Below are 22,666 nucleotides of genomic sequence, written 5' to 3'. Positions count from 1 at the left end.
TTTTATGAAGACCTGCTTTGTACTTTTGTTGTTATGCCTCTGCGTTGGAGTGAGCCGTGCGGAGGTGAAGCTGCCGGCGCTGTTTTCTGATCACATGGTGGCGCAGGCGCGGACGCCGGTGCCGGTCTGGGGATGGGCGAAGGAGGGTGAGGAGGTGCAGGTGACGCTGGCGACGGAAACGAAGAGCGCCAAGGCGGGTGCGGATGGGAAGTGGAAGGTGATGCTGGGCGCGATGAAGGCGAGTCATGAGCCGCAGACGCTGACGGTGAAGGGAGTCAATACAGTGACGGTGAAGGATGTGCTGATCGGCGAGGTGTGGCTGGGCGGCGGGCAATCCAACATGGCGTTTCAGGTGGCGGCACCGAATGTGGCGCCGGAGACGCTGGCGGAGGCGAAGGCGCAGACGCTGACGGTGAAGTCAAAGATTCGGTTTTTCATGGTGACCAGCCGCGGAGCAGATGAGCCGCAGGAGGATGTGGGAGGAAGCTGGGCCATTGCCGCGCCGGAGACGATCGGCAAATGCTCGGCGGTGGCGTGGTACTTTGGGCTGGCGCTGCAGCAGAAGCTGCACACACCGGTGGGGTTGATTGTTTCATCCGTGGGTGGGACGGGAGCGGAGATGTGGATTCCGAAGGAGGACCTGGACAAGACCTCGGTGGGAGCGGCGATTTGGAAGCGCCATGAGGAGGCGCTGAAGGGATATTCGAAGGAGGCGGAGGCGAAGTACAAGGAAGAAGAGGCGGCGTGGCGGAAGGCGAACCCGACGCAGGAGCTGATGGTGAAGAATGCGAAGCAGAGGCCGCGGCCTTTTTACGCGCCGGATGGGAGCAAGGTGCCGACGCGGCTGTACAACGGGAAGATCGCAGGGCTGGAGCCTTATGCGGTGAAAGGTGTCATCTGGTTTCAGGGGGACGGGAATGGCAAGCACCCAGAGGAATATCCGGAGCTGATCCAGACACTGATCCGCACGTGGCGTGCGCATTGGCATGCGGAGCTGCCGTTTTACTATGTGGAGGTGAACAACATGCACCCGCTGCAGACGAGGCCGGATGAGGACAAGTTTTTGCCAGTGATCCGCGAGGCGCAAAATGCGGCGCTGAAGCTGCCGAAGACGGGTGTGGTGTGTTCGATCGATCTGGGCATCGCGGAGAACGCGCACTTTCCGGTGAAGAAGCCGGTGGGGGACCGGCTGGCTAATCTGGCGCTCTCGGAGGTGTATGGCCTTGAGCTAGGAGAGGTGCACAGCCCGGAGTTTGCGTCGCATGAGGCCGAGGGGGAGAAGGTGCGTGTGCGGCTGAAATATGCGGATGGGCTGAAAGCGCGTGGTGCGGAGGTGCGGGGCTTTGTACTGAAGAATTCGGATGGGAAGTGGGTGTGGGCGGAAGGGAAGATCGAGGGGAATGAGGTGGTGGTGTGGAGCAAGGAGGCGCCTAAGCCGCAGGAGGTGCGGTATGCGTGGGCGGAGAATCCGATTGTGTCGCTGGAGAACGGGGCTGGGCTGCCTCTGAGGCCGTTTCGGGTGGTGGTGGAGAGGGAGTGAGGCGGGGCGCTGGGTTTGCTTTCCTGTTTGCTAACGGCAACCCAGGACGGCGCTCGTTTTGGCTCGCTTGCCCTGGACTGTATTACGCCGCCCTTTCAGGGCTGAACGAATTGCGAGTGCCGCGCATGTCAAAGATGCGCATGCGGGATTCAAGATCGTGCATTCGTTGGTGGTTGCAAAACGTGCGAAATCCGAGCTTAACTGAGTGTGATAAACGAATGATGATTTTGATTATGACACGGAGTTTTGTTTTTAGCTTTGCCTTGATGGCCTCTTTGCACGCTGCGGAGCCTTTCACCAATTCCATCGGCATGAAATTCGTGCGTATCGAGCCCGGTTCGTTCATGATGGGACAGGACGGACCAGCGGCCGATTATAAGATGACGAAGCATCCGGCGAAGTTTGATGATGCAGACTGGGATGAGAAGCCTGCGCACCGGGTGACGATCACGCAGACGTTTCATCTGGGCACGACCGAAGTCACATTGGGGCAGTACCGACAATTCAAGCCGGTGTTTCGACAGGGAAGTGGCAAGGATGATGATGCGCTGAGTGGTGTGAGCTGGGACCAGGCGCAGCAGTTTTGTGAATGGCTGTCAAAGAAGGAAAGCAAATCCTACCGCCTGCCCACCGAGGCAGAATGGGAATATGCCTGCCGTGCCGGAACGACGACTTTGTTTTATGTCGGAGACGTCCTGCCTGAGGGATTCCAACCGTGGCCCGACAAGGCCGGGGTCCGCGCGCGCTTCTTCGGTGATGCCCCCCTGCCGAAGGAGTACCGAGATGAGAAGCAACTCAATTTGCAGGTCGCGCAGTCCGCACCGAACCCATGGGGTCTTTACGACATGCACAGCAACGTCGCCGAGTGGTGCCAGGACTGGTACGGACCCTATGAGTCGGGCGAGCAGACGGACCCGCTGGGCCGAAGCGCGGGTGACTTCCGCGTGATCCGAGGCGGGCATCACTCGATGTTCGCAAGACTTCTGCGTTCGGCGAACCGCACCGCCTGGCTGCCGCAGACAAAAACTGACAAGGTGGGATTCCGCGTCGTTCTGGGCGAGCTGCCGTCAGGCAAATCGCTGCCAACTCCACAGCCGGCGCTGAATGCGCAGGAGGTGAAGCAGGAAAGCATCAAGATCGAACAAGGATCGCGGGATGTGCCGGTGTTTGTGGAGCCGAAGCCGTTTGTTAAGATCGCGAAGGATTCGTTTGGGCCGCTGTTTTCCGCGCACAATCACAGCCCTGGAATCACCGAATGCCCGAACGGGGATCTGCTGGCCGTGTGGTATTCCTGCGTGGATGAGGGCGGAAGCGAGCTGTGCAATGTGGCGAGCCGTTTACGACGTGGGAGCAGCGAGTGGGAGGCGGCATCGCCGTTCTGGGATGGGGCGGATGTGAATGATCATGGGCCGAAGATCTGGTGGGATGAGAAATCGACGCTGTATCACTTCTGCAAAGGCCGCGATGAAAACCTCGTGCGCACTTCCACCAATAACGGCGTGACCTGGAGCAAAGCTCTTGTCATGCAGCCTGGGGGTGAGTTTGGCAATCAACCGATCCGTCTCACTGATGGCACCCTTGTGATCACGAATGACTCGCGGCAATGCAGTCTGGTCTTCAGCCATGATGACGGGAAGACGTGGGAGTTTAATGACGTGAAGCAGCGGCCGAGTGATTTTCGGCCGGGTGGCAAGGGATTCCGATATCCAGGGATTCATGCGCCAATCGTACAGCTCAGCGATGGGCGCATCATGGCGATAAGCCGGAATGACAAGCCAGAGGATCAGGCGAAGTTTGGGTATAAGACGCCGGTCAGTTACAGCAGTGATCTGGGCAAGACTTGGACGTATGAGGCGAGCGAGTTTCCGGCGATCAGCAGTGTGCAGCGAGCGGTGATGATCCGCCTGAATGATGGCGGGATTTTACTGTGCAGTTTTACGGATCAGTGGAGCGACTGGAAAAACAGGAAGGGGATGACTTTTAAATCGAAGAGCGGGGAGTTCACGGGGTATGGGATGTTTGCGGCGGTGTCGTATGATGAAGGGAAGACTTGGCCGGTGAGGAGGCTGATCACGCCGGGAGGCAAGGAGAGGAGCATCAATATGATTGATCGAGGCATGTGTGTGGTGAGCGACACAATGGCGGAGCCGTGCGGGTATCTTTCCGCGATTCAGACGCGGGATGGAAAGGTGCAGCTCATCACGAGCAAGAATCACTATGTTTTTAATCTGGCGTGGGTGAGTGAGCTGCCGGATTTTTGAGAAAGCGCTGAGCCGCACTCGGAGAGTGCGAACCACTTCACGCTGGATGGCTGAGAGTGAGGCAGGGCGGCCGCCCGCTGTTTGCATTCAATAACGCGACTTGAATGGAGGCATGACCGCATCACTTTGAGCAGACCTACCCCCTACCCTCATGACTGACCATTTTATTTTTGGAGTTTCGGATTTTAAAACAACGGAGCCTTTGCTCAACTTTGCCACGATCATCGAGAGTGGCATGGACTTCATTGAGCCGGGGCTGGCGAAGGTGGCGGCGATGACGGATGAGGAGTTCAGTGAGCTGGCGGTGAAACTGCGCGGCAGCAAGGTGCGGGTGCAGTCGGCGAACTGGTTTCTGCCTCCAACGCTGAAGGTGACCGGGCCGGACGTGGATCAGGCAAAGTCGCGCGAGTTTTTGCAGACGGCGCTGATGAGAGCGAGCGTGCTGGCTGCGAAGGCGGTGGTGTTTGGCAGTCCGGGATCGAGGTCGATTCCGGAGGGTTTTTCGGCCACGGAGGCGAGGAAGCAGATCGTGGACTTTTGTGTGCTGGCTGCAGATGTGATTCAGACGGGCGGCTTTGATTTGAGGATTGCTGTCGAGCACGTGAATCATACGGAGACGAATTTCATCAACACTTTTGCGCAGGCCCTGGATCTGGTGCGGGAGGTGAACCGGAAAGAAATCGGGCTGGCAGCGGACTTTTATCATTTCGCGATGGAGAATGAAGCGACGGACATCGTGAAGGAAGCGGGAGATCTCATCTGCGCGGTTCAGCTGGCAAATCCGCAGGGGCGATGCTTCCCGAAGCCGGGGGTTGAGGTGCCAAAGCTGGATTTGTTTTTGCAGCAACTGAGAGAGATAGGTTACACAGGTGGTGTGTCGGTGGAAGCGAATGCGGGAGATGATCTGGGCAGTGACTGCCGACTGGCGCTGGAGGCTCTGAAGGCGCTGTAATCCGACTGGTGAACGAAGCTACTGTGCGGTGGCGACGGGCTGGATGTTTTTAATTTGCGACGCATCGCGCGATGTTGGTCTGGGGTCGTGCCAGCGATCGCGTGGTGGCGGGGCTTTTGCATCAAGCCATTGGCCGAGCCGCATGCGTAAGGCGGTGAGTGAGCTGTGGGTGTCTTTGCCAAATGCGGACTTGCCGGCATCGGCGTCGTTTTTCTTCACGGTGGTGGCGCGGAGGCCGGGTTCGTTCAAGACGGCGGCGGCGATGCTTTGACGTGGCTGGCCGGAGAGGGCAGTGAAGATGTTGAGGTATTCGACGAGCTGCTGACCGGCACGAAATGTTTTCAGCCGTTGGCTGGGAACGGGGCCGTTAGAAGTGGGGTAGAAGAGCGAGAGTTCATCGGGCTTCTGCCACGAGGCGGTGGTGCCGACGGTCTGCCAAGGCACCACGCCGTCTGCGCCGAGGGCCCAGGCTTCAACGCACCACGCTGCGTTGGCGACGTTCGGTGTGCCGATGGCATTGGAACTGCCGTACATGTAAACGAGGTTGTGGAATTTTTGCGCACGCGAGATGACGCGATCTGAATAGGTACGAAGGGAGCCGCTGACGACTTCGACGCTGGTGACGCCATCGAGGAGATCGCGCTGCCACTGCGGACGAGAGATGTCGGCGCGAAAGGTCAGACGGGGACCGGGGAAAGCAGAGACAGCGTTCCAGAACTCGATGCCGTAGCGACGCAGGGCCCAGAAGTCCTGGGTGTTGGAAGGCTCGTCAAGAATCCATGCAGCGGTGCTTTTTTCCCAGCCTGCGGATTTGCCGGAAACTTTGTTGTTGAGATAGAACTCGAACATGGGTTCCGACCAGCCTTTCTCGTGGAGATGCTGGGCGATGCGTGACGCGGCGCCGCGAAACTGAGACCAGTAGGCGTCGTCGTAGGCGGACTCGATCCAGTAGCCGCCTTTGAAGTGCTGATCGTGATTCATAGGCCAGCTTTCATTCAGCATGAGGTAGAAAGCATCCACGGGCACACCGCTGCGTGGCAGGTCTGCAAAGGCGGAGCCATCGAGCAGAGGGCCGTAAGCTGCGTCCCACTTCGCCCAATCCCAGGTGTCGTCGTTTTTGATTTCGGGCCCGGCATCGATGCGGCCGTTCCAATGATAAGGCAGGCAGTTCAGCGTGGTGCGGTGCTCGTGGGCGAGGCGGTAGTAGTCACGCTCGTGGCCGGGGAGACTGTAGCAATTCATCTGCGGGATGAACGACAAGTGATCTGGCAGGGTGAAATTCCAAACGGTGAGGGCGCAGGGGACGGTCTGTGAGCCGACGGTGACTTTGCCGACGATGCGACCGGCAGGGGCGGTCTTGGGAACATGAAGTTCGATGCAGGTGCTGCCACCTTCCGCGGAAGGCGCGCCTGAGTAGCCATCCGGCACGAGGGGATCCGTGTGGCCTGCGATCAAGGGCATGGCGAAGATCTTTGTCTGCACTCCGGTAATTTCGATGGCCGCTTTTCCTGCGATGGAGAAACTGAGCGTCTCGCCTTTGGCGGCGAAGAATTCGAGCGAGGACAATGGGATGCCGAATTCGTCATAACACACGACGGGGAGGGTGCTCGCTGGTGGTGCTGCGGGGACTGGCGGCAGAGTGGCAACTGTGACTGGGGCACGTGTCTGCGCTGGAAAGGCAGCCTGAGGCGCTGCTGCGTCTTCGAGCCACAGCATGAAGAAGGGGCGCGTGCTTTTTTTGTCGTCTTTGCTGGAGACGTAGCGGTTGAGAAATGGACGGTAGATGAATTTGCTGCCATCGCGAATGTACTCGCTGCCGACGTCGTCCATGATGGCGAAGCCGAAGCTGCGGCCTTCGATGCGTGCCTGCACGACGGCGGGATCGACGGCGATGATCTGCCAGTGATCTGCGTCTCGGGGCGTGGCGTCCGCGAAGCTCCAGAGGGAGCCGCCGACGCTGTTGATCACGCTGGTGATGTCCGGCTGATCGATGCCCCAGCGTTTTTCAGCAGTGCGAGACCAGGCGAATGAGCTGGCTCCGGGCGTCTTTGCATAGCCGGTGCCGGTGCCCTCCACCCAATCGTCGCTGATGGTCGATACGGTCACTCGTCCGAGGGGATCTGCGCCTTCTCCGTGGAGATGAAGCTGGGCTTTTGTCACGCGTCTGCCTTTCAGCGAGGCGGGGTCAATATCGACCAGTGCAAACTCCTGGATGCCTTTGAGCTTGAGCTTTGGCGATGCGCCGTTGTTGCCCTCTACTTCCGTGGGGTAGGATGATACCCAGGTGTCACGAGTGATCTCGACCCGCAGCGGCTCGGCACTGAACGCCGATGTGATGATGATGGCGGTGATGAGACAGAATGGTTTCATGGTTGGATTGCAAACGAACGGCGTGCGGTGATCTGTTCAGGGAAGCAGCAGTGGGTGCTGATCTGTTGACATTGTCACGCGGCTGGCCCTCATCTCCGGCATGTCCTCATCCAAATTATTGACGTTCGTTCTGTCGCTGCTGGCGCTGCCTGTTTTTGCTCAAGAGGTTCTGCCGAAGACTGCGGAGGTTTTTGAGGTGGATGGTCACAAGGCCTTTCTTTATGCAGCACCCAAACCTGCCGCCGGCAAGGCGTGGCTGTGGTATGCACCGACTTTGAACGGCGTTTCGCTGTTTGGCCGGAAGATGTACTACGAGGCCTTCATGAAGGCGGGCATCAGCATTGCGGGATATGATCTGGGTGAGGTGCGGGGTGCGCCGGGGAGCACGGCGAAATTCACATTTTTCTATGATGAGATGGTAAAACGTGGATATTCGCCGAAGCCGATTTTGCTGGGACAGAGCCGGGGCGGGATGATGACGCTGGCATGGGCTTTCCGAAATCCGGAGAAACTGCGGGCGTGGGTGGGCATCTATCCGGTGTGCAATCTGGCGAGCTGGCCGCTGAAGAATTCGAAAGCGCAGACGCTGGCGGATTTTGGCATGCCGGAAGAAGAGCTGACTGCGAAGCTGAGCGAGTTTAACCCGGTGGACAATTTAAAGGGGCTGCTGGAAAACAAGGTGCCGATGTTTGTGGTGCACGGGGACTCGGATGTGGTGGTGCCGTATGAGCTGAATACGGGGCTGCTTAAAGAGCGGTATGCGGCGGGTGGTGGGGAGATCAGCGTGAAGGTGATTCCCGGGGAGGGGCACAAGGTGGGGCCGTCGTTTTTTGAGTGTCGGGAATTGGTGGAGTTTGTGTTGAAGCATGGGGCGCAGTGAGCGGCTCGTGACTCAGGGGGCGGCGCCAGAGCCGACTAGAAGCCGGCGCTCCCAGTACGGACCGGTTCGCGGTGCTTGCTTATGCGGCGTCCTGCTCGCTGAAAATGAGCTTGTTGCAGAAGGGATCGGTAAGGGTCATGCAGATGCCGCCCCAGAAGGCGTCTTCGATGCCGGGACGGTTGTAGTTGTAGTTTTTGGCGAGAAGCTCGGCGTTCCAGGTGCGGAGGTTTTTACAGCGGATGAAGACGTGTGTGCCCGGGGTGCCATCGCCATGGTGCTCGGAAAGGTGAAGGGACAGGCCGTGGAGGATGACGCCCATGTAGAGCGGCGCGGTGGGCTCGAAGCGATGCTCGAACTCCACCGTGCAGCCGAGCCAGCCGCAGTAGAACTCCCGGGCCTTCGCTTCGTCGAAAATGCGCAGAACGGGAATGGTTTGCAGGACATCGATCATGCGCGGAGCTAACTCGAGACGAATGAAAATCCAAGGTGAAAAAGGCTGGCTAAAGAAGCGTGAGCAGGGCAGCTTTCTTTTCCACCAACATTGACTTCTTCCGCCATGTTTCGTTCCTTCTTTTTTATCTCCGCCGTTCTGCTGGCAGCCTTTGCAACCAAGCTACAGGCGCAGCAGATTATTTTGCTGAAACTGGATGATGTGATCGCGAGGCGGGTGGGGACGAAGCCGGTGTCTGACCGGTGGCTGAAGGTGCATGACTATCTGAAGGAGAACGGCATCAAGGGATCGTTTGGCATCATCACGGAGTCTTTGGAGAAAGACAATGCGCTGTATTTTCAGTGGTTGAAGGATGTGCAGGCGGCAGGGCAGATCGAGTTCTGGATGCATGGCTACCACATGAAGAACGCGAGCGAGCCGGGGGAGTTTGAGCATGGCACGGCGGAGGAGCAGCGGGCGATTTTGGCAAAAGGTGAAAAGCTGGCGAAGGAGAAGCTGGGATTTACGCTGCCGGCGTTTGGGCCGCACTGGAGCGGAACGACGGAGGCAACGGATGAAGCGATGGAGATGGTGCCAGAGGTGACGATCTGGCTGTATGGGCCGGAGAAGCCAAAGTTTTACAAACGGCTGAGCATTCCGCGTGTGATGGCGCTGGAGAATCCAACGTTTGTGCCGGACCTGGAGAAGTTTAAAACGTTTTATGAAGCGAAGGCGGCGAAGAAGGATGTGCTGGTGCTGCAGGGACACCCAGAGCAGTGGGATGACAAGCGCTGGGCGGGGTTCACGGGCATCATTGAGTTTCTGAAATCGAAGAACGTTGTGTTCATGACGCCCTCGGAGTATTTGAAGAAAACCCAGTCGAATTGAACATGAGATTTTGCTTTCTGCTTGTCGCTCTGGCTTTGGCTTATGCGCGTGCTGCGGAGCCCCCGAAGCCAACGCATGCGGATGTGCCGTATGGAGCGCATGCGCATCAGCTGATCGACATTCATGTGCCTCCGAAGGGGGAAGGCCCCTTCCCTGCCCTGCTGTGGTACGGGGGGATCTGGAAGGCATCCAAGCATGCGGTGGATGTGAACCGGTTTTTTCCGCACGGGATTGCGGTGGTGGCGGTGGAGGTGCGGACGATGGAGGATGCGACGGCGGACAAGGTGACCGAGCCGATCTCGTATGTGCTGGAGGATGCGATGAGCGCGGTGAAGTTTGTGGTGGAGAATGCGGAGAAGTGGAAGCTGGACCCGAAGAGGATCGCGCTGGGAGGAGGGTCGCAGGGAGCGCTGCCGGCGCTGTATGTGGGATGCAAGGCGCCGGAGCTGGTGACGTGCGTCGCAGCGTATCGCTGCCAGCCGACGATCGACCCGAAGCGGATGCAGGAATGGGTGCCCGGAGTGAAGTGGGGAGCGCCGGCGCTGGGGTGCAGTTTTGAGGAGTCGCTGAAGAGGCGGGATGAACTGCTGCCGGTGATAAAGAAGTGGTCGCCGGACTGGCTGCTGCACAAGAATGCGACGCCAATGTATTTTGAAAACGAATGGGGCATGACGAAGCCGGATGACATCACGCAGGGGAACTATGATGTACACTCGCCAGCGTGGGCGGTGGGGTTTCAGAAGCTGGCGCTCGCCGCCGGGGCCACCTGCTATGTGAAGTATCCGGGGCACCCCACGGAGGGGTATGACGACATTTGGAGTTTTATTGTGAAACAACTGACTGCTAAAATACCGAACCCATGAAAACACTGATTACCTCCCTGATCTGCCTTGTCGCCTGTGTGTCTTTTGCCGAGGAGGCGCCGCTGGCTGCGGTGCAGGCGGCGGATGACGCGCGGGTGGCGGCGATGAAGACACCGGACCGTGACAAGCTGAGCGCGATATTTTCGGATGAGCTGCGCTATTCGCACTCGACGGGGGTGGTGGACACGAAGAGCTCGTTTATTGAGGTGCTGCTGAAGGGGACGACGAAGTATCAGGCTGTGGATTATGTGGAGCGGAATTTTACATTTCCGGCACCGGGGATCGCGCTGATGACGGGGAGTGCGAAATTGAAGATCGGGACGGAGACGGGTGTCATTGAGCCGACGCTGGCGTTTCTGGCGGTATGGCGGCTGGAAGGTGGGAAGTGGAAGTTTCTGGCGTGGCAGTCGTGCAAGCTGACGCCGCCGGCGGGTGCGGCGGCGAAGTAGAGTTCAAGGGCGGCAGGGCGTTTTGGCACGTAGGGTGTGCGGCGGGGCGGATGGGGAACGCTGCTGGTAGATTCTGGATGTGGCGGAGGGCTGGGTTTGCTTCCCTGTTTTGTTGAAGGCAACCCAGGGTCGCCTCGCTGAGGCTCGGCTGACCCTGGGCTTAGTTCCACAGCCCTTTCAGGGCTGGAGAGTGGGCGAGCGGCTTGGAGTCAAAGATGCGCATGCGGGGTTCAAGATTGTGCATCAACTAGGGGTTAATGGTGGATAAATAGTGTGGGGAATGGAGCGTTAGGGGGATGCGCTGAATATTCTCATGCGACGCGCTTTGGACCTCCTTATGAAACTGCTTTTTGTGTTCTTATTCTTTGCGGCGACGTGTCAGGCGGCGGAGCCGCATCTTCCGGAGGGGACGAAGGCGCTGGCTTCGGGGGCGATGAATGGGAGGGGGCCGCTGGCGTTGGTGAATTTGAATCATCATGTGCTGGGGCATGCGCGGGTCTTTGGGAGCAAGGAAGATGATTTGTTTGTGGCTGGGTATGGGGGACCGCAGGCGGTGCATTTGTTCCGGTGGGTGGATGCAGCGGAAACGGGGGCGCCGGTGTTTGCGCAGCCAGTGGAGGTGAAGTGTGCGTACAAGGAGAAGGGCAGTGTGTTTCAGCGGAAGGATGGGGCGATCATCGGGCTGTGGATTGACAAGGAGGCGCTGGTGACGACGGAGTTTGACCGGGAGAAACTGGAGTTTCGGGAGACGAAACGGGTGAAGCTGCCGGGGGCGGTGAAATCGCCAGGGAGCGTGGGGGTGCTGCTGAATGAGGATGGCAGCTATGATCTGGCGTTCGAGATGTCGAACGGTGGCAAAGGGCCGGAGGGGAGTCCGAACACGGAGGAGTGGCGGCCGTTTAACTCATCGGGGATTGCGGTGGGAGAGCTGAGGTATCGCTATTTGATGGGTGTGAACTCGAAGGGAGAGGCAAAGCAGATCACGAAGACGAAGAATGAGGTGTATTTTTCGATGCATGGAATCACCGCTGTGAATCTAGGTGAGGGGCATGAGCGTGATTTGGTGACGGGATCGCGACAGGGGAATCTGGTGTATTACCGGAACAAGGCGGCGAGTGGGTTTGAGCTGGAAACGAAGCGGCTGATTGCGGGTGAGGATGGGAATGCGCTGCGGCATCCGAGCATCAACCCCAGCGTGTGTGCGTATGGTAGTGGGCTGATCGCGTGTGGTGAGGGGTCGCTGTATTTTTACCGGTTCACGGGAAAGTTTACGCAGGCGGGTGCGCCGATTTTTACGGAGCCGGTTTCGGTGCTGCAGGAGCATGCAGACCTGTATGCGGGGACGCTGCCTGCGCCGACAACGGTGGACTGGAATGGCGATGAGGTGCTGGACATCATCGCGGGGAACTCGGAGGGGTTTGTGCTGTTCTTTAAAAACGTGGGGAGCAATGAGGAGCCGAAGTTTCTGCCAGCGACGCGAGTGCAGGCAGGAGGGCGCGAGATTCAGGTGCAGGCGGGGTATGCGGGAAGTTTGCAGGGATTGCAGGAAGCGCGGTGGGGGTATCTCTCACCGAATGTGATCGATTGGAATGGGGATGGGGTGCCGGAACTCATCACGTGTGACATCACGGGGAACTACATGATCTATATGAATCGTGGCACGAAGACGGAGGCGAAGCTGGAGGCGGCGCATCCGATTTATTGCGATGGCATTGATCTTCACGGGATGTGGCGCTGCCGTGCGGCGCTGGCGAAGATCGGGGAGCGGGTGGCGCTGGCGATGGTGGATGGAGACGATCAGTTTCACCTGTACTGGCGCATTGATGATTACAATGTGGAGGATGGTGGGAAGATGCTGCTGGAGGATGGCAAGACGATCGGCGCGAGTGGTGGAGTCGGTGGCATGAGCGGGCGGTGCAAGCTGGACTTCTTTGACTGGAACCAGGATGGGAAGATGGATCTGGTGATCGGCACGGGGCGGGTATGCTCGATTCCTGATCGTGAGACAGGCTACCCGATGGCGGCGCTGGGACAGAATCCGGTGGTGGGCGGACTGATCGGGAAGCTGGTAGATTCAGCGCTGCCGACGAAGCTGAAGAAGACGCTGGGCACGCCGCTGGTCATGCTGAACACGGGGACGAATGCGAAGATGAAATTTGCGCGGCCGCTGACGTTTCAAGACGCGGAGGGCAAGGTCATTCAGCCAGGTGGCGCGCATGAGACGGGCGCGGTGGGAACGATGCTGGGTGGCAATGGGCCGAATCTGCTGATATGCAATGAAGCCGGGAGGATGTTTCTGCTGCCGGGAAAAAAACTGCAAACAAAGCCATGAAGTACTTTTGCTATTTAGCCGTGCTGGTTGTGACGGTGCTGCGCGCGCAGGAGGTGGTGGTGATTGGTGGCACGCCGGGCGGGATTGCCACGGCGGTGACAGCGGCGAGGCTGGGACATGCGGTGACGCTGGTGGAGTATCACCAGCGGATTGGGGGGATGAGCGCGAGCGGACTGGGGGCGAGTGACATTGAGAACCGGGCGATGATTCAGGGATTTTTTCGCGAGTTTGTAGACCGCGTGAAGGCGCACTATGTGGCGGCGTATGGGGAGAAGTCAGAGGCGGTGAAACTGTGCAAAGATGGCTACTGGTATGAACCGAAGGTGGCGGAGGAGGTGTTTGAGAGATTTGTGAAAGAGCAGCCGAAGATCACGGTGCTGAAACAGCATGAGCTCGTGAGTGCCGAGGTGAAGGAGGGGCGGGTAGTCGCGGTGACGATTTTGAATCGCGGAACGAAGGAGGAGCGGAAGCTGAAGGCGAGGGTGTTTGTGGATGCGACCTATGAGGGGGATTTGATCGCGGCGGCGGGGGCGGAGTTTCGGCTGGGGCGCGAGGGCCGGGATGATTTTGGTGAACCGCATGCGGGGCATATTTACAATGTTCCCGGTGGTGAGCGCATCGGTGGCACGGGTGCGGGAGACAAGCGGATGCAGGCGTTTACGTTTCGGATTCCGCTGTCTTCGGATCCAGAAAATCAGGTGCCGCTGACTGCACCACCGGCGGGGTATGACCGCACGCGGTATCTGGGTTATTTTGAAGATCTCAAGGGTGGGAGGTTTGGCAACAACCTGACGACGATTGCCTTTACGGTGCGGAAGCTGCCGAATGAGAAGGTGGAGCTGAACATGAAGCCGGTGCCGCTGGGGTTTGTGTTTGCGGAGGAGAATGCGGGCTACATTGAAGCGGGCTGGGAGGAGAGGGAGCGGATCACGAAGAAGATCCGGGATCTCTCGCTGGGGCTGCTGTGGTTTTTGCAGCATGACAGCGAGGTGCCGGAGAATGCGCATGAGACAGCGCTGAGGTATCAGCCGTGCAAAGATGAGTTTCCGGAATACGGGCATTTTCCGTTTCAGCTTTATGTGCGTGAGGGGAGACGGCTGGTGGGTGAGTTTACGCTGAGCGAGCGGAACATCACGGAGCAGGCGGGGCTGCCGTCTGAGAGGATGCATGAGGATGCGATCGCGGTGGGGGAGTTTCCGATCGACAGTTTTCCGATGCAGAAAAAGCAGCCGGGGGACACGGTGGTGCTGGAGGGGTATCTGGGAATGCTGAAAAAGATCACGCGGCCGTATCAGATTCCGTATCGGATCATGGTGCCGAAGAAGGTCAATGGGCTGATCGCGCCGGTGCCTGCGAGCACGACGCATGTGGCGTTTTCAAGCATCCGGCTGGAGCCGACGTGGATGGCGCTGGGGCAGGCGGCGGGTGTCGCGGCGCATCTGGCGATGCAGCACGGGGTGGAGATGAGGAAGGTGCCAGTGAAGGAAATGCAGGAGCTGCTGGTGAAACAGGGGGCGGTGCTGCGACCGGAGTGAATTGATATGAACCGGCTTTTTATTTTTCTATTTTTCCTGGTGCTGCCGCTTGCGGCACAGGTGAGGCCCTTGGCACAGGAGCATGTGGTGATCTGGAGTTCGCCGGACCCCGCGCGGTTGTATGGTTATACTCCGGGGATTTGCAGGCTGCCTTCGGGGAGGCTGGTGGTGACGCATGAGGTTTCGTCTGCGGGGAAGGCGGTGACGCCGGAGAAGAAGGCGTTTCACGAGTCACGCATCCTGACCAGTGACGACGGGGGCAGGACGTGGACGCACCGTGCGAATTTTGAGCTGAGCTTTGGGCGGCCGTTTGTGGCAGGAAAGTCGCTTTATATTCTTGGGCGGAGCAAGCAGGTGGGGATTGTGCGCTCGGATGATGAGGGGATGACGTGGAGTGAACGGAGGTCTTTAAACGACGAGGGGAACTGGCATCAGTCCGCATGCAATGTGCTGTTTGCGAAGGGGAACGTGTATCTGGTAATGGAAAAGCATGCGCCGAAGCGAGGCATTCAGGGGTGGCAGGTGGCGGATTTGGCGCCGGTGCTGATGCGAGCGCGCGCGGATGCTGATCTGACGGAGAGGAAGAGCTGGGCGTTTGCGAGTGAGCTGGTGTTTGAGGACGTTCCGGAGACACAGTTGCCGAATGCGTTTGGGCTGCCGTTTTATCCCGTGGACCGGAAGAAAATGACGTACCTGGTGCCGCCGAAGGGACGGGGCATCGCGCCGCTGGGCTGGCTGGAGACGAATGTGGTGCAGTTTACGGATCCTGATCATGTGTGGTGCGATCCTGAGGGGAAGACTTTTCACCTGTGGATGCGGGCGCACACTGGGATGACGAATTATGCAGCGATCGCGCAGGTGAAGGAGAACGATGATGGGAGCATGACGACTTCAGTGGTGAAGACACCGGCAGGCACCCCGATGCTGTATGTCCCCTGCCCTGGCGGGCAGATGAGATTTCACGTGGAGTGGGATGCGAAGACGAAGCTATACTGGCTGCTGAGTTCGCAGGCGACGGACTCAATGACACGGCCAGACAGGCTGGCGAAGGAGCGCTGGGGACTGCCGGACAATGAGAGGCAGCGGCTGGTGCTGCATTTTTCGAAGAACATGATCGACTGGTGCTTTGCGGGGCTGGTGTGCAAAGGAGAGACACCGAAGGAGTCGAGGCATTATGCGAGCATGTGTATTGACGGGGAGGATTTATGCATTGTGAGCCGGAGCGGGGATGAGAAGGCGCATTCGGCGCACAATGGCAATTTGATCACGTTTCACCGGGTGACGGGGTTCCGGGGGCTGGTGTATTGAGAGGGCGGTGCGCTGAGCGAATGCTCAGAAACCGCACGTGGAATGTGCGGACCACTCCGCCTTGGGATAGCTGGTAGATTGCGGTGCGGGGGGGGCGATCAGAACCCAGTTGCGGCGCAACTGGGCAACTTTGGTTCGGCGCGTTATTTGACGAAATCGGTGAAACCTGATTCGGTGCGTTTGAGTTCGGCTTGCAGGGCGATGCGGAGAGTGTTGATGCGCTCGGTTTGGGAGGCATCATGGATAAGGTTATTGAGTTCCTCGGGATCGTTTTTGAGATCGTAGAGTTCTTCGCCAGATTTGCCGTCGAGGTAGTGGATGAGTTTGAACTGGTCCTGCACGAGGGCGCTGTAGAGGGGCACACCCTGATCATTTTTCTGCTCGGCGCCGGTGAGGATGGTCTGGCTGACTTTGGCGCCGTACTCGTTGCCCATGTGCTCGTAGTAGCAGGGGTGCGGCCAGGCGGTTTGGGGCTTTTCGAGAAGCGGGGTGAGATCGCGGCCATGGGTCTGCCAGGGGACTTTGACGCCGGTGATGGAGAGGAAGGTGGCGGCGAGGTCGGGGGCATTGACGGATGCTGCGCAGACCTGACCGGTGGGGAAGCGTGAGGGCATGCTGATGATGAGGGGCGAGCGGTAGTTCGCGTCATAAGGCGCGAGCTTGGTGCGGAAGCCGTGCTCGCCCATGGAGAAGCCCTGATCGGCAGTGTAGATGATGAGGGTGTTTTCATACTGGCCGGACTCTTTGAGGGCGGCGATGAGCTGACCGACTCCTTCATCAATGGCGGGCACGCATTCATTGACCTGGCGCACCCAGTCGTCGAATCGCTTGCCCTTCTTGCTCTCGCCAAAGGCTTCGCCTCCTTTGCCAGCCATGGGGTGGCCGTCGGGGCCTTTCGTCCATGCCTGCTTTTTGTTAAGGTAATCGGGTTTGCCTTCGCGAGGTGGAAAGATGTCTGCGGGCACCGGGACTTCGGCGTCCTTGTAGGTGCCTTTGTGGCGTTTGGCGGGAGTGGAGGGGCCGTGGACACTGCCGTAACATACCCAGAGATACCAGGGCTTTGCGGCATCGCGATTTTTGCCGCGAATGTAGTCGAGGGACCACCGGGTGTAGTTGTCGGCGGGGTAGCCTTCGATGGTCTGCTCCTGGCCATCGACGCTCATGATCTGGGTCTCGTAGTAAGCGCCGGCGTTTTCGGGATGCAGGGGGCGATTCCAGACGATCTGATGATCCCAGTCGCGGCCCCAGCCGGTGTCGGTGCCGGTGTGCCATTTGCCGATCTGGGCGGTGTGGTAGCCCTGCTTGCGCATCTCGGCCGGGATGAAGGGGCACTGTTTTGGATCGTAGGTGCTGCCGGGGTATTTGCCCTCCATGGACATGGACTCGATGCCGTGGGGAAAGCGACCGGTGAGCATGGTGGCACGAGAGGGCATGCACCAGGAGCCAAGGTAGGCGGCGTGAAAACGTGTGCCGTTTTTGGCGAGGGCGTCGATGTTTGGGGTCTTCACCCAAGGCCATGAGCCGGGATAGCAGCCGACGGTCTTGGTGGACTGATCATCGGCGTAGATGAAGAGAATGTTCGGGCGCTTCGCCTCTGCTGCGAGGGGGTGGAGCGTGAAGAGGCTGAGCAGGAGGAAGACGAGAGCTTTCATGGTGCGCGATTAACGTGGCACGATGCCGCATTGTAGCTGCAAAGCTCTCCGAATTGCTCAGGCGGCGTTCCCCTGCCCCTGGGAAGGCGGGGGAAGTTTGTTCACGGGCGGACGTGGCACCGCTGCCGGAGGCTTCATCATGGGAGGCGATGGCGGTTTGGCAACGGGCTTGAAGGCCGGTGCCGACGGCGGCTTTGCGACCGGCTTGGTGGGGACTGTGCCAGCTGGCGGCGGCGGCGGTTGCTTGGCCCCAGGAACAACGGGGGGCCTGGCGCCGAAAGCGACCGGGGGAGAGACTGCGGGAAGGACCGGCGGAATGGCTGCTGGCGTAGGCCGGATGATGGATGAGAGAACTGAGCTCTGCGGCGGCGCGGGCTGGGCTTGTTTTGGCGCATGAGCCTGCTGAATCATTTCCCACAACTTAAGGCCGCGGAGGAGGGGATGAGTTCGCAAGACAGCGAGCACATTGTCCCTGGTGGCTGGAGGCTCGGTGGCGAACTGATCGTAAGAACCCTCACGGAGGTCGGCGAGCACCCGCCCGAGGGCAGACAGAACGGCCGCTTCAGCCGCCGCGAGATGATGGAAGATGTTTTTTGATTTAAAGGCGTTGAGCAATTCCATGGTCAGCTGCCCGGAGACGGGAGCGATGACATTGCGCAGCAGAAGAGTGTCTCCGGCTGCAGCTTTGATGCGCTCGAGCACGGCGATGAAACTGCCGCGCATGGCATCGCTCGAGACGATGCGTACTTTGCTGCCACCCCATTCGAACCAACGGTCAGCGCCGTCGAAATTGTCGTAGCTTTTGCGAATGTCGCCTTCGCTGATGGTGACGGGCGGGGCCACCATGAGTTCGATGAGATCGCGTGTCCGCTCGCCAAGATCGAGGGCGGTAGGGGGCACGGTTTCGGCCTTGGCAGCATCCACCGCTTTCTGGAGCAGGCCATCCATCTTGTCGGCGAGGCTTGTCCGGATGCCTGCGAGCGCCGCAGGAGGTGGCAGCTGTGCTGGCTGCACGGATGCAGGAGCAGGCAGAGCCGTCGCGACGGGCACGGCCTTGGGTTCTTCCACCACAGGGATGGCCACCGGGATGACTGCGGCAGGAACAGGTGGTGCGATGACTGCAGGCGCAGCGATCTGAGGTGGCGTTGCAGGCGAAGCGGTGCCGGGCGCCGTAATCACAGGCACCGGTGCGACGGGCGATGCGGCGACGGGCGATGCGGCGACAGGCGATGCGGCGACAGGCGATGCGGCGACAGGCGATGCGACGACCGGCGGGGCAACGACAGGAGATGCGGGGCGAGGCATGCTTGGCGGCATGGCCTGCTGGAACGGCGGCTGTGCAGCGACAGCGCCAACAATTTCCGGCGGCAGCACCGACTGCATGGTGCGCAGGGCGAATGCTTCGGCGGCGGCAGCGAGAAGATGACGCGGGAAGATGGCGCCGCCTGAGGTGAGTCGTTCCACGTCCTCCTCCAGCAGCGGGTGGATGGCTGAAGTGATGCCTTCTCTGGTACGCTGTTCGACCAAGGCAGGAGTGCCAAGCCGGCAGTTGAGCAGGAGGCGCTTCTGCTCATTGGCTAAGGGCAGCATGTCGATGACAGGGAGGCGGAATCCCATGGGAGCATTCGAATCTGGCACACCGACGCGGCCCCGCAGTGCCTGGGTAAGCGACGCGTCCCATGCGGCGAAACGCTCCACCACGAGGCCGATGAGCACGACCCAGTTTTCGCTCTGGTCGATGAGCGCGAAAAGCAGGCGCTGCATCTCGTCCAACTGAGGCTGGGTAACAACGAGATCGAGCTGATCGAGCACGAGCACCACCGGACAACCCGCCTGGGAGGCGAGCTTTCCAAAGAGCTGGATGACCACTCCCATCTCTGAACGAGCCAGAGGCTCGGCAACGCCGAGGTACTTCAGTTCGCCCTCTGTGAGATAGGCGGCGCCGGAAAGCCACTGCGCAGCAAGATGTTCCTTGTCGTCCCGCAGCACGTTGAGCAGGCAGCGCAAAACGCTCCGTGGCACCATGGGATGGTCCGCCTCCAAAAGCTGCACCGCCTGATGGATCATGTCCTTGCGAGTTTCGAGGTCGATCTGCGCCCAGGCCTCATGCAACTGCAGGTAGGTGTAGTCCTGCTCCACCACAGGCTTGAGCAGGGCGTAGGCGAGCAGGCGCAGCTGACTGTAGGGCGCTTCTTTTCCCTCCCTGCCCCGTGCGGGATGGCGCAAACTGCCGACGAACCTGGTCAGAATAAAATTTTCCAATGCCTCGGGCTGCAGCGGTGGATTGGGCGCATACGCATAAAAGATGCTGTCGGCGCATTCACGCCGGAGGCGCGAGAAAAGATGCGACTTGCCCGAACCACCCGCACCGCGGACAAAGCGCACCTGGCTGCGATGCTGCGCACGCACCTGGTCCACCGCGATGCGCAGCGCGCCGAAGGGTACCGAATGGATGTACGGCACATCGATGAAAGGGGCTGAGTTCCACAGATCATTCTCGCCCACGCTTGTGGACATGAAGGGATTCAGGTCGGCGAAAGAGGACATGGTCGTGGGAGTCAGTAACAGAGTTCGGACGGGAAGAAATGCTGCATCAGGAAACCCAGCACCAGGAGTAACCGGGAGGACCTAGAGACATGGGAACAAGCAGTGCACGCTCGTTATCCGGGAGGTCTTGCGGCCTTTCACAAGGTTCTAGCAGGAGCAGGCCATTGTTGTAAAGCGCCTCAAGCAAATTTCGTAAAACTTGACAATCAGCGACCCCGCCACGTTCTGCCGCCCAGTCTCGGTAACGGGCGAAAGTCCGCGGAATGGGGATCATCATGGTGGAGGAGCGGATGCGGTCGAGCTCATACCAGACTCTCAGTTCGGCCTCGCCCGGAATGATGGCTGATGACGCGGCGGGAGGAGGAGGAGACTCTTCGTCCAGCCACTGGATGAGAGCATCCCAGGAGAGGGGCTGCGAACGTGCGCCATTGACTGCGTCGAGGGTTTTCTGCAAAGCGCGGCGCTGTGCAGCACCGAGCATCTCCGAAGGCCGGGGCTTGCGAGCATAGACCAGACGTTTGCCGCCGGGCATGACGAACAAGGCGCCTTCTGCGTGGAGCTGCGCCAGGGCGGATTCAAAACTGGACTGCAATCCAAAGGGCAGTTTTGCCTGCAGCTTTGCCGCCTTCTGCTCCTTTTTGGATGCGTGCACCCATGATTTCAGCAATGCCATGGCTGATGCTTCGAGGCTGCACGAGGAAAAAAGAGGCTGGGGCTTGCTGGTGGTGCCTGCGGAAATCTGGTGCAGCACTCCTGCCGAGGCCAGAGACTCCAGCGCTGCAAGCACCGCCTTCGGTGTGGCGGCACGTCCCGCGGAAGGCTTGATGAGCCTGGCGATCTCCGCGGCTTTCAGCGGGCGAGTGCTGCGACCGAGGGCATCCTGGATGGCGTATTCAAGAGTCATCTCAATTCAACGGCGGGTGGGAAGGACGTGACGGTCCAGCCAGCGTGTCACGTCATGCACCACCTCCTCGCGCTGGACGTCATGAAGCAGCAGGTGGTAGGAACGGGTGTACCAGAGCAGCTTTTTGTCGCGGCTGCGGATCTCAGCAAAGAGGGCCTGGATTTGGTCCGCGGAGGAGAGGACATCATTCGGCGAGGCGACGAAGAGCACGGGCATCTTCAGACGGCGCGCCGAGCTGGTGTTGGCATCGAGCATGCCGCCGATGGTGGAGAGCAGTCGCAGAGAGAAGGCGCTGACGTGGTGAGGGGTAACGGCCATCTGGCCGCCAAGAGTTGAGTTTGAGGTGACCTGTATTTTTTTCTCATCCACTCCGGCCAGCTCTCCCAGGGTATAGCGGGTGCGCGGGGAAATCTTGGCGGCCGCCTCGAGCAGAAAGCGCTGGAAACCGCTGAGGGTTTTGCGCAGTCCCGCTATGGGCGTGGCGAGAATAATGCCATCGGGGTCGGCACGATTGCTGAGGAGGTCCGCGGCGGTGTGGAGGGTGATGAGGCTGCCGAGGCTCTCGCCATACCAGAAGATGGGAGTCCGGGGATGGCGACGCTTGATCAATGCGTGAAAGGTGGCCAGATCATGCTGCCAGGCGGAGGCTTTCTTGATGTCGCCGCGCTCGGCCACGACGGGATCATTCCCCTGCCCGCGCAGATCGTAGGCATAGACGGTGTAGCCGTGCGGAGGCAACTGCTCGCCGAGGTACCAGAAGTCTGATTTGGCACCGCTGAGGCCGTGCACGGCGATGACCACGGCACGGGGTGCCGCCCCGGCAGGCACGGGCCAGGTTTGGTACGGCATGATTTTGCCATCGTGGCTCACCCAGTCATCGGCATTCAGCATGGCACGGCCTGCGGTAAATTTTTTCACTGAGGCACAACTGCTCAAAATGGCCAGAACCATGAAGACGAGCAATGGCTGAATGTTGACGCGCATGGCTCAGACAAGAAGAGCGAGCGCAGACTCCACGAACTTCACCTGCACGCGCACGCGGGTGTCGAAATCGAATTCCGAGGGCGACTCAAAGGTAAGCGTGACGGGACAGCCGCGCACGTGGAGCTCGATGGCCTCCGGCATGCCGGGCAGATGGGTGGGCAGAGTGCGGCGGCGGATGACGCCTTTGTTTGCACGCTGGCCGTCGATGTTTCGGCGAGGATCAGGAGCGATGATGCGCGAGCAACGTGCAATGACGTCATGCCCCACCGTCTGCGGCGAGTGATTGAGCTCATAGAGGTAGATGCCCTGGGCATCGTAGTCCTCGTGCAGGCAGAGGCCGAAGCGCATGGCACGTCCAGTGACCCATTGCTGCCAGGGGCCGCTGAGCGCATCTGCCGAATCGTGAAAGCGGCGGTTGATGTCGAAACCGCGCTGATCGATCCGCGTGTTGAGCCGAAGGCCCACGGGATTGAGACAGGGGGCGATGAGGAACGAACCGCGCTTCAAGTCTTCGATGTGCTTTTCTGCCCAGATGAGCAGGCCCCAGGCGGAGCCAGCCTCATCTCCATGCACGCCGGTGGAAAGATAAACTGCCGGCTCGCCGGCCTGAGCGGCTGCGGATTCGAGCACGATCACCGGCATGTCCCCTGCCCTGCACAAGGTCTTGATGCGGCAGCCAGCGGCACGAGCGAGCACGCGCCAGCGCTGGATGAGGTGCTGTGCGTCATGCGCACGATGATTGGGAAGCAGCTTCACGCAGGTGAGAATGGC

Annotated in this window: 17 protein-coding genes; 10 read left to right on the top strand and 7 right to left on the bottom strand. The window is 59.7% G+C overall.

The window, feature by feature from the left end; genetic code table 11:
- Nucleotides 1-4: 4 nt before the first annotated feature.
- From ACILSR_RS07645 to ACILSR_RS07635, 3 genes are all read left to right on the top strand, one after another.
- Nucleotides 5-1,540, top strand: a complete 1,536-nt coding sequence (locus ACILSR_RS07645) for a sialate O-acetylesterase (protein ID WP_395749152.1) — start codon at nucleotides 5-7, stop codon at nucleotides 1,538-1,540.
- 311 nt (nucleotides 1,541-1,851) lie between these two features.
- Nucleotides 1,852-3,801: an SUMF1/EgtB/PvdO family nonheme iron enzyme gene (locus tag ACILSR_RS07640; protein ID WP_395749151.1), complete on the top strand. Its 1,950-nt coding sequence runs from the start codon at nucleotides 1,852-1,854 to the stop codon at nucleotides 3,799-3,801.
- A gap of 151 nt (nucleotides 3,802-3,952) precedes the next feature.
- Nucleotides 3,953-4,753, top strand: a complete 801-nt coding sequence (locus ACILSR_RS07635) for a sugar phosphate isomerase/epimerase family protein (protein ID WP_395749150.1) — start codon at nucleotides 3,953-3,955, stop codon at nucleotides 4,751-4,753.
- A gap of 18 nt (nucleotides 4,754-4,771) precedes the next feature.
- On the opposite strand, the gene ACILSR_RS07630 is transcribed toward ACILSR_RS07635, so the two are convergent.
- Nucleotides 4,772-7,123, bottom strand: a complete 2,352-nt coding sequence (locus tag ACILSR_RS07630) for a hypothetical protein (RefSeq protein ID WP_395749149.1) — start codon at nucleotides 7,121-7,123, stop codon at nucleotides 4,772-4,774.
- A 100-nt stretch (nucleotides 7,124-7,223) separates the two neighbouring features.
- Here ACILSR_RS07630 and ACILSR_RS07625 point away from each other — a divergent pair, with 100 nt between their 5' ends.
- Nucleotides 7,224-8,003: an alpha/beta hydrolase family protein gene (locus ACILSR_RS07625; RefSeq protein ID WP_395749148.1), complete on the top strand. Its 780-nt coding sequence runs from the start codon at nucleotides 7,224-7,226 to the stop codon at nucleotides 8,001-8,003.
- A 79-nt stretch (nucleotides 8,004-8,082) separates the two neighbouring features.
- Here the strand turns inward: ACILSR_RS07625 and ACILSR_RS07620 are convergent, their stop codons facing one another.
- Nucleotides 8,083-8,454 (bottom strand): glyoxalase superfamily protein, encoded by a 372-nt coding sequence (locus ACILSR_RS07620; protein ID WP_395749147.1) that lies wholly within the window; start codon nucleotides 8,452-8,454, stop codon nucleotides 8,083-8,085.
- A gap of 105 nt (nucleotides 8,455-8,559) precedes the next feature.
- Between ACILSR_RS07620 and ACILSR_RS07615 the strand changes: the two genes are divergently transcribed.
- The 6 genes from ACILSR_RS07615 to ACILSR_RS07590 all read left to right on the top strand — a co-directional run bounded on the left by ACILSR_RS07615 (nucleotide 8,560) and on the right by ACILSR_RS07590 (nucleotide 15,808).
- On the top strand, nucleotides 8,560-9,321 hold the full coding sequence (locus tag ACILSR_RS07615) for a DUF2334 domain-containing protein (RefSeq protein ID WP_395749146.1): 762 nt from the start codon (nucleotides 8,560-8,562) through the stop codon (nucleotides 9,319-9,321).
- A gap of 2 nt (nucleotides 9,322-9,323) precedes the next feature.
- Nucleotides 9,324-10,184: a hypothetical protein gene (locus tag ACILSR_RS07610; protein WP_395749145.1), complete on the top strand. Its 861-nt coding sequence runs from the start codon at nucleotides 9,324-9,326 to the stop codon at nucleotides 10,182-10,184.
- The gene (locus ACILSR_RS07605) at nucleotides 10,181-10,633 is read left to right on the top strand and encodes a nuclear transport factor 2 family protein (protein WP_395749144.1); all 453 of its coding nucleotides are present in this window, start codon (nucleotides 10,181-10,183) and stop codon (nucleotides 10,631-10,633) included. Before ACILSR_RS07610 ends, ACILSR_RS07605 begins: the two co-directional genes overlap by 4 nt.
- Before the next feature lie 337 nt (nucleotides 10,634-10,970).
- Nucleotides 10,971-12,965 carry an FG-GAP repeat domain-containing protein gene (locus ACILSR_RS07600; protein ID WP_395749143.1) on the top strand — a complete coding sequence of 665 codons (1,995 nt, stop codon included), beginning with the start codon at nucleotides 10,971-10,973 and terminating at the stop codon, nucleotides 12,963-12,965.
- The gene (locus tag ACILSR_RS07595) at nucleotides 12,962-14,500 is read left to right on the top strand and encodes an FAD-dependent oxidoreductase (RefSeq protein ID WP_395749142.1); all 1,539 of its coding nucleotides are present in this window, start codon (nucleotides 12,962-12,964) and stop codon (nucleotides 14,498-14,500) included. Before ACILSR_RS07600 ends, ACILSR_RS07595 begins: the two co-directional genes overlap by 4 nt.
- Before the next feature lie 6 nt (nucleotides 14,501-14,506).
- Entirely contained in the window at nucleotides 14,507-15,808 is a 1,302-nt protein-coding gene (locus ACILSR_RS07590; RefSeq protein ID WP_395749141.1) for a sialidase family protein, read from the top strand.
- 143 nt (nucleotides 15,809-15,951) lie between these two features.
- Here ACILSR_RS07590 and ACILSR_RS07585 read toward each other — a convergent pair whose 3' ends face one another.
- The 5 genes from ACILSR_RS07585 to ACILSR_RS07565 are packed head-to-tail and all read right to left on the bottom strand — an operon-like array spanning nucleotide 15,952 to nucleotide 22,651.
- Nucleotides 15,952-17,460 (bottom strand): sulfatase-like hydrolase/transferase, encoded by a 1,509-nt coding sequence (locus tag ACILSR_RS07585; protein WP_395749140.1) that lies wholly within the window; start codon nucleotides 17,458-17,460, stop codon nucleotides 15,952-15,954.
- Nucleotides 17,461-17,517: 57 nt separating this feature from the next.
- Complete coding sequence (locus ACILSR_RS07580; RefSeq protein ID WP_395749139.1) at nucleotides 17,518-20,007, bottom strand: hypothetical protein; 2,490 nt, start codon at nucleotides 20,005-20,007, stop codon at nucleotides 17,518-17,520.
- 46 nt (nucleotides 20,008-20,053) lie between these two features.
- Complete coding sequence (locus ACILSR_RS07575) at nucleotides 20,054-20,911, bottom strand: hypothetical protein (RefSeq protein ID WP_395749138.1); 858 nt, start codon at nucleotides 20,909-20,911, stop codon at nucleotides 20,054-20,056.
- A gap of 6 nt (nucleotides 20,912-20,917) precedes the next feature.
- Nucleotides 20,918-21,895 carry an alpha/beta fold hydrolase gene (locus ACILSR_RS07570; protein WP_395749137.1) on the bottom strand — a complete coding sequence of 326 codons (978 nt, stop codon included), beginning with the start codon at nucleotides 21,893-21,895 and terminating at the stop codon, nucleotides 20,918-20,920.
- A gap of 3 nt (nucleotides 21,896-21,898) precedes the next feature.
- Nucleotides 21,899-22,651 (bottom strand): M14 family metallocarboxypeptidase, encoded by a 753-nt coding sequence (locus tag ACILSR_RS07565; protein WP_395749136.1) that lies wholly within the window; start codon nucleotides 22,649-22,651, stop codon nucleotides 21,899-21,901.
- Nucleotides 22,652-22,666 lie beyond the last annotated feature (15 nt).

The sequence above is a fragment of the Prosthecobacter sp. genome (assembly GCF_044222565.1).
Classification (GTDB): Bacteria; Verrucomicrobiota; Verrucomicrobiia; order Verrucomicrobiales; family Verrucomicrobiaceae; genus Prosthecobacter.
The sequence above is the reverse complement of the archived record's forward strand: the minus strand, read 5'-3'. Positions and strand labels throughout refer to the sequence as shown.

Excerpts from the sequence above, each read along its gene's own strand:
- ACILSR_RS07645 (WP_395749152.1), top strand. The coding sequence starts at position 5 with ATGAAGACCTGCTTTGTACTTTTGTTGTTATGCCTCTGCGTTGGAGTG.
- ACILSR_RS07640 (WP_395749151.1), top strand. The coding sequence starts at position 1,852 with ATGAAATTCGTGCGTATCGAGCCCGGTTCGTTCATGATGGGACAGGAC.
- ACILSR_RS07635 (WP_395749150.1), top strand. The coding sequence starts at position 3,953 with ATGACTGACCATTTTATTTTTGGAGTTTCGGATTTTAAAACAACGGAG.
- ACILSR_RS07630 (WP_395749149.1), bottom strand. The coding sequence starts at position 7,123 with ATGAAACCATTCTGTCTCATCACCGCCATCATCATCACATCGGCGTTC.
- ACILSR_RS07625 (WP_395749148.1), top strand. The coding sequence starts at position 7,224 with ATGTCCTCATCCAAATTATTGACGTTCGTTCTGTCGCTGCTGGCGCTG.
- ACILSR_RS07620 (WP_395749147.1), bottom strand. The coding sequence starts at position 8,454 with ATGATCGATGTCCTGCAAACCATTCCCGTTCTGCGCATTTTCGACGAA.
- ACILSR_RS07615 (WP_395749146.1), top strand. The coding sequence starts at position 8,560 with ATGTTTCGTTCCTTCTTTTTTATCTCCGCCGTTCTGCTGGCAGCCTTT.
- ACILSR_RS07610 (WP_395749145.1), top strand. The coding sequence starts at position 9,324 with ATGAGATTTTGCTTTCTGCTTGTCGCTCTGGCTTTGGCTTATGCGCGT.
- ACILSR_RS07605 (WP_395749144.1), top strand. The coding sequence starts at position 10,181 with ATGAAAACACTGATTACCTCCCTGATCTGCCTTGTCGCCTGTGTGTCT.
- ACILSR_RS07600 (WP_395749143.1), top strand. The coding sequence starts at position 10,971 with ATGAAACTGCTTTTTGTGTTCTTATTCTTTGCGGCGACGTGTCAGGCG.
- ACILSR_RS07595 (WP_395749142.1), top strand. The coding sequence starts at position 12,962 with ATGAAGTACTTTTGCTATTTAGCCGTGCTGGTTGTGACGGTGCTGCGC.
- ACILSR_RS07590 (WP_395749141.1), top strand. The coding sequence starts at position 14,507 with ATGAACCGGCTTTTTATTTTTCTATTTTTCCTGGTGCTGCCGCTTGCG.
- ACILSR_RS07585 (WP_395749140.1), bottom strand. The coding sequence starts at position 17,460 with ATGAAAGCTCTCGTCTTCCTCCTGCTCAGCCTCTTCACGCTCCACCCC.
- ACILSR_RS07580 (WP_395749139.1), bottom strand. The coding sequence starts at position 20,007 with ATGTCCTCTTTCGCCGACCTGAATCCCTTCATGTCCACAAGCGTGGGC.
- ACILSR_RS07575 (WP_395749138.1), bottom strand. The coding sequence starts at position 20,911 with ATGACTCTTGAATACGCCATCCAGGATGCCCTCGGTCGCAGCACTCGC.
- ACILSR_RS07570 (WP_395749137.1), bottom strand. The coding sequence starts at position 21,895 with ATGCGCGTCAACATTCAGCCATTGCTCGTCTTCATGGTTCTGGCCATT.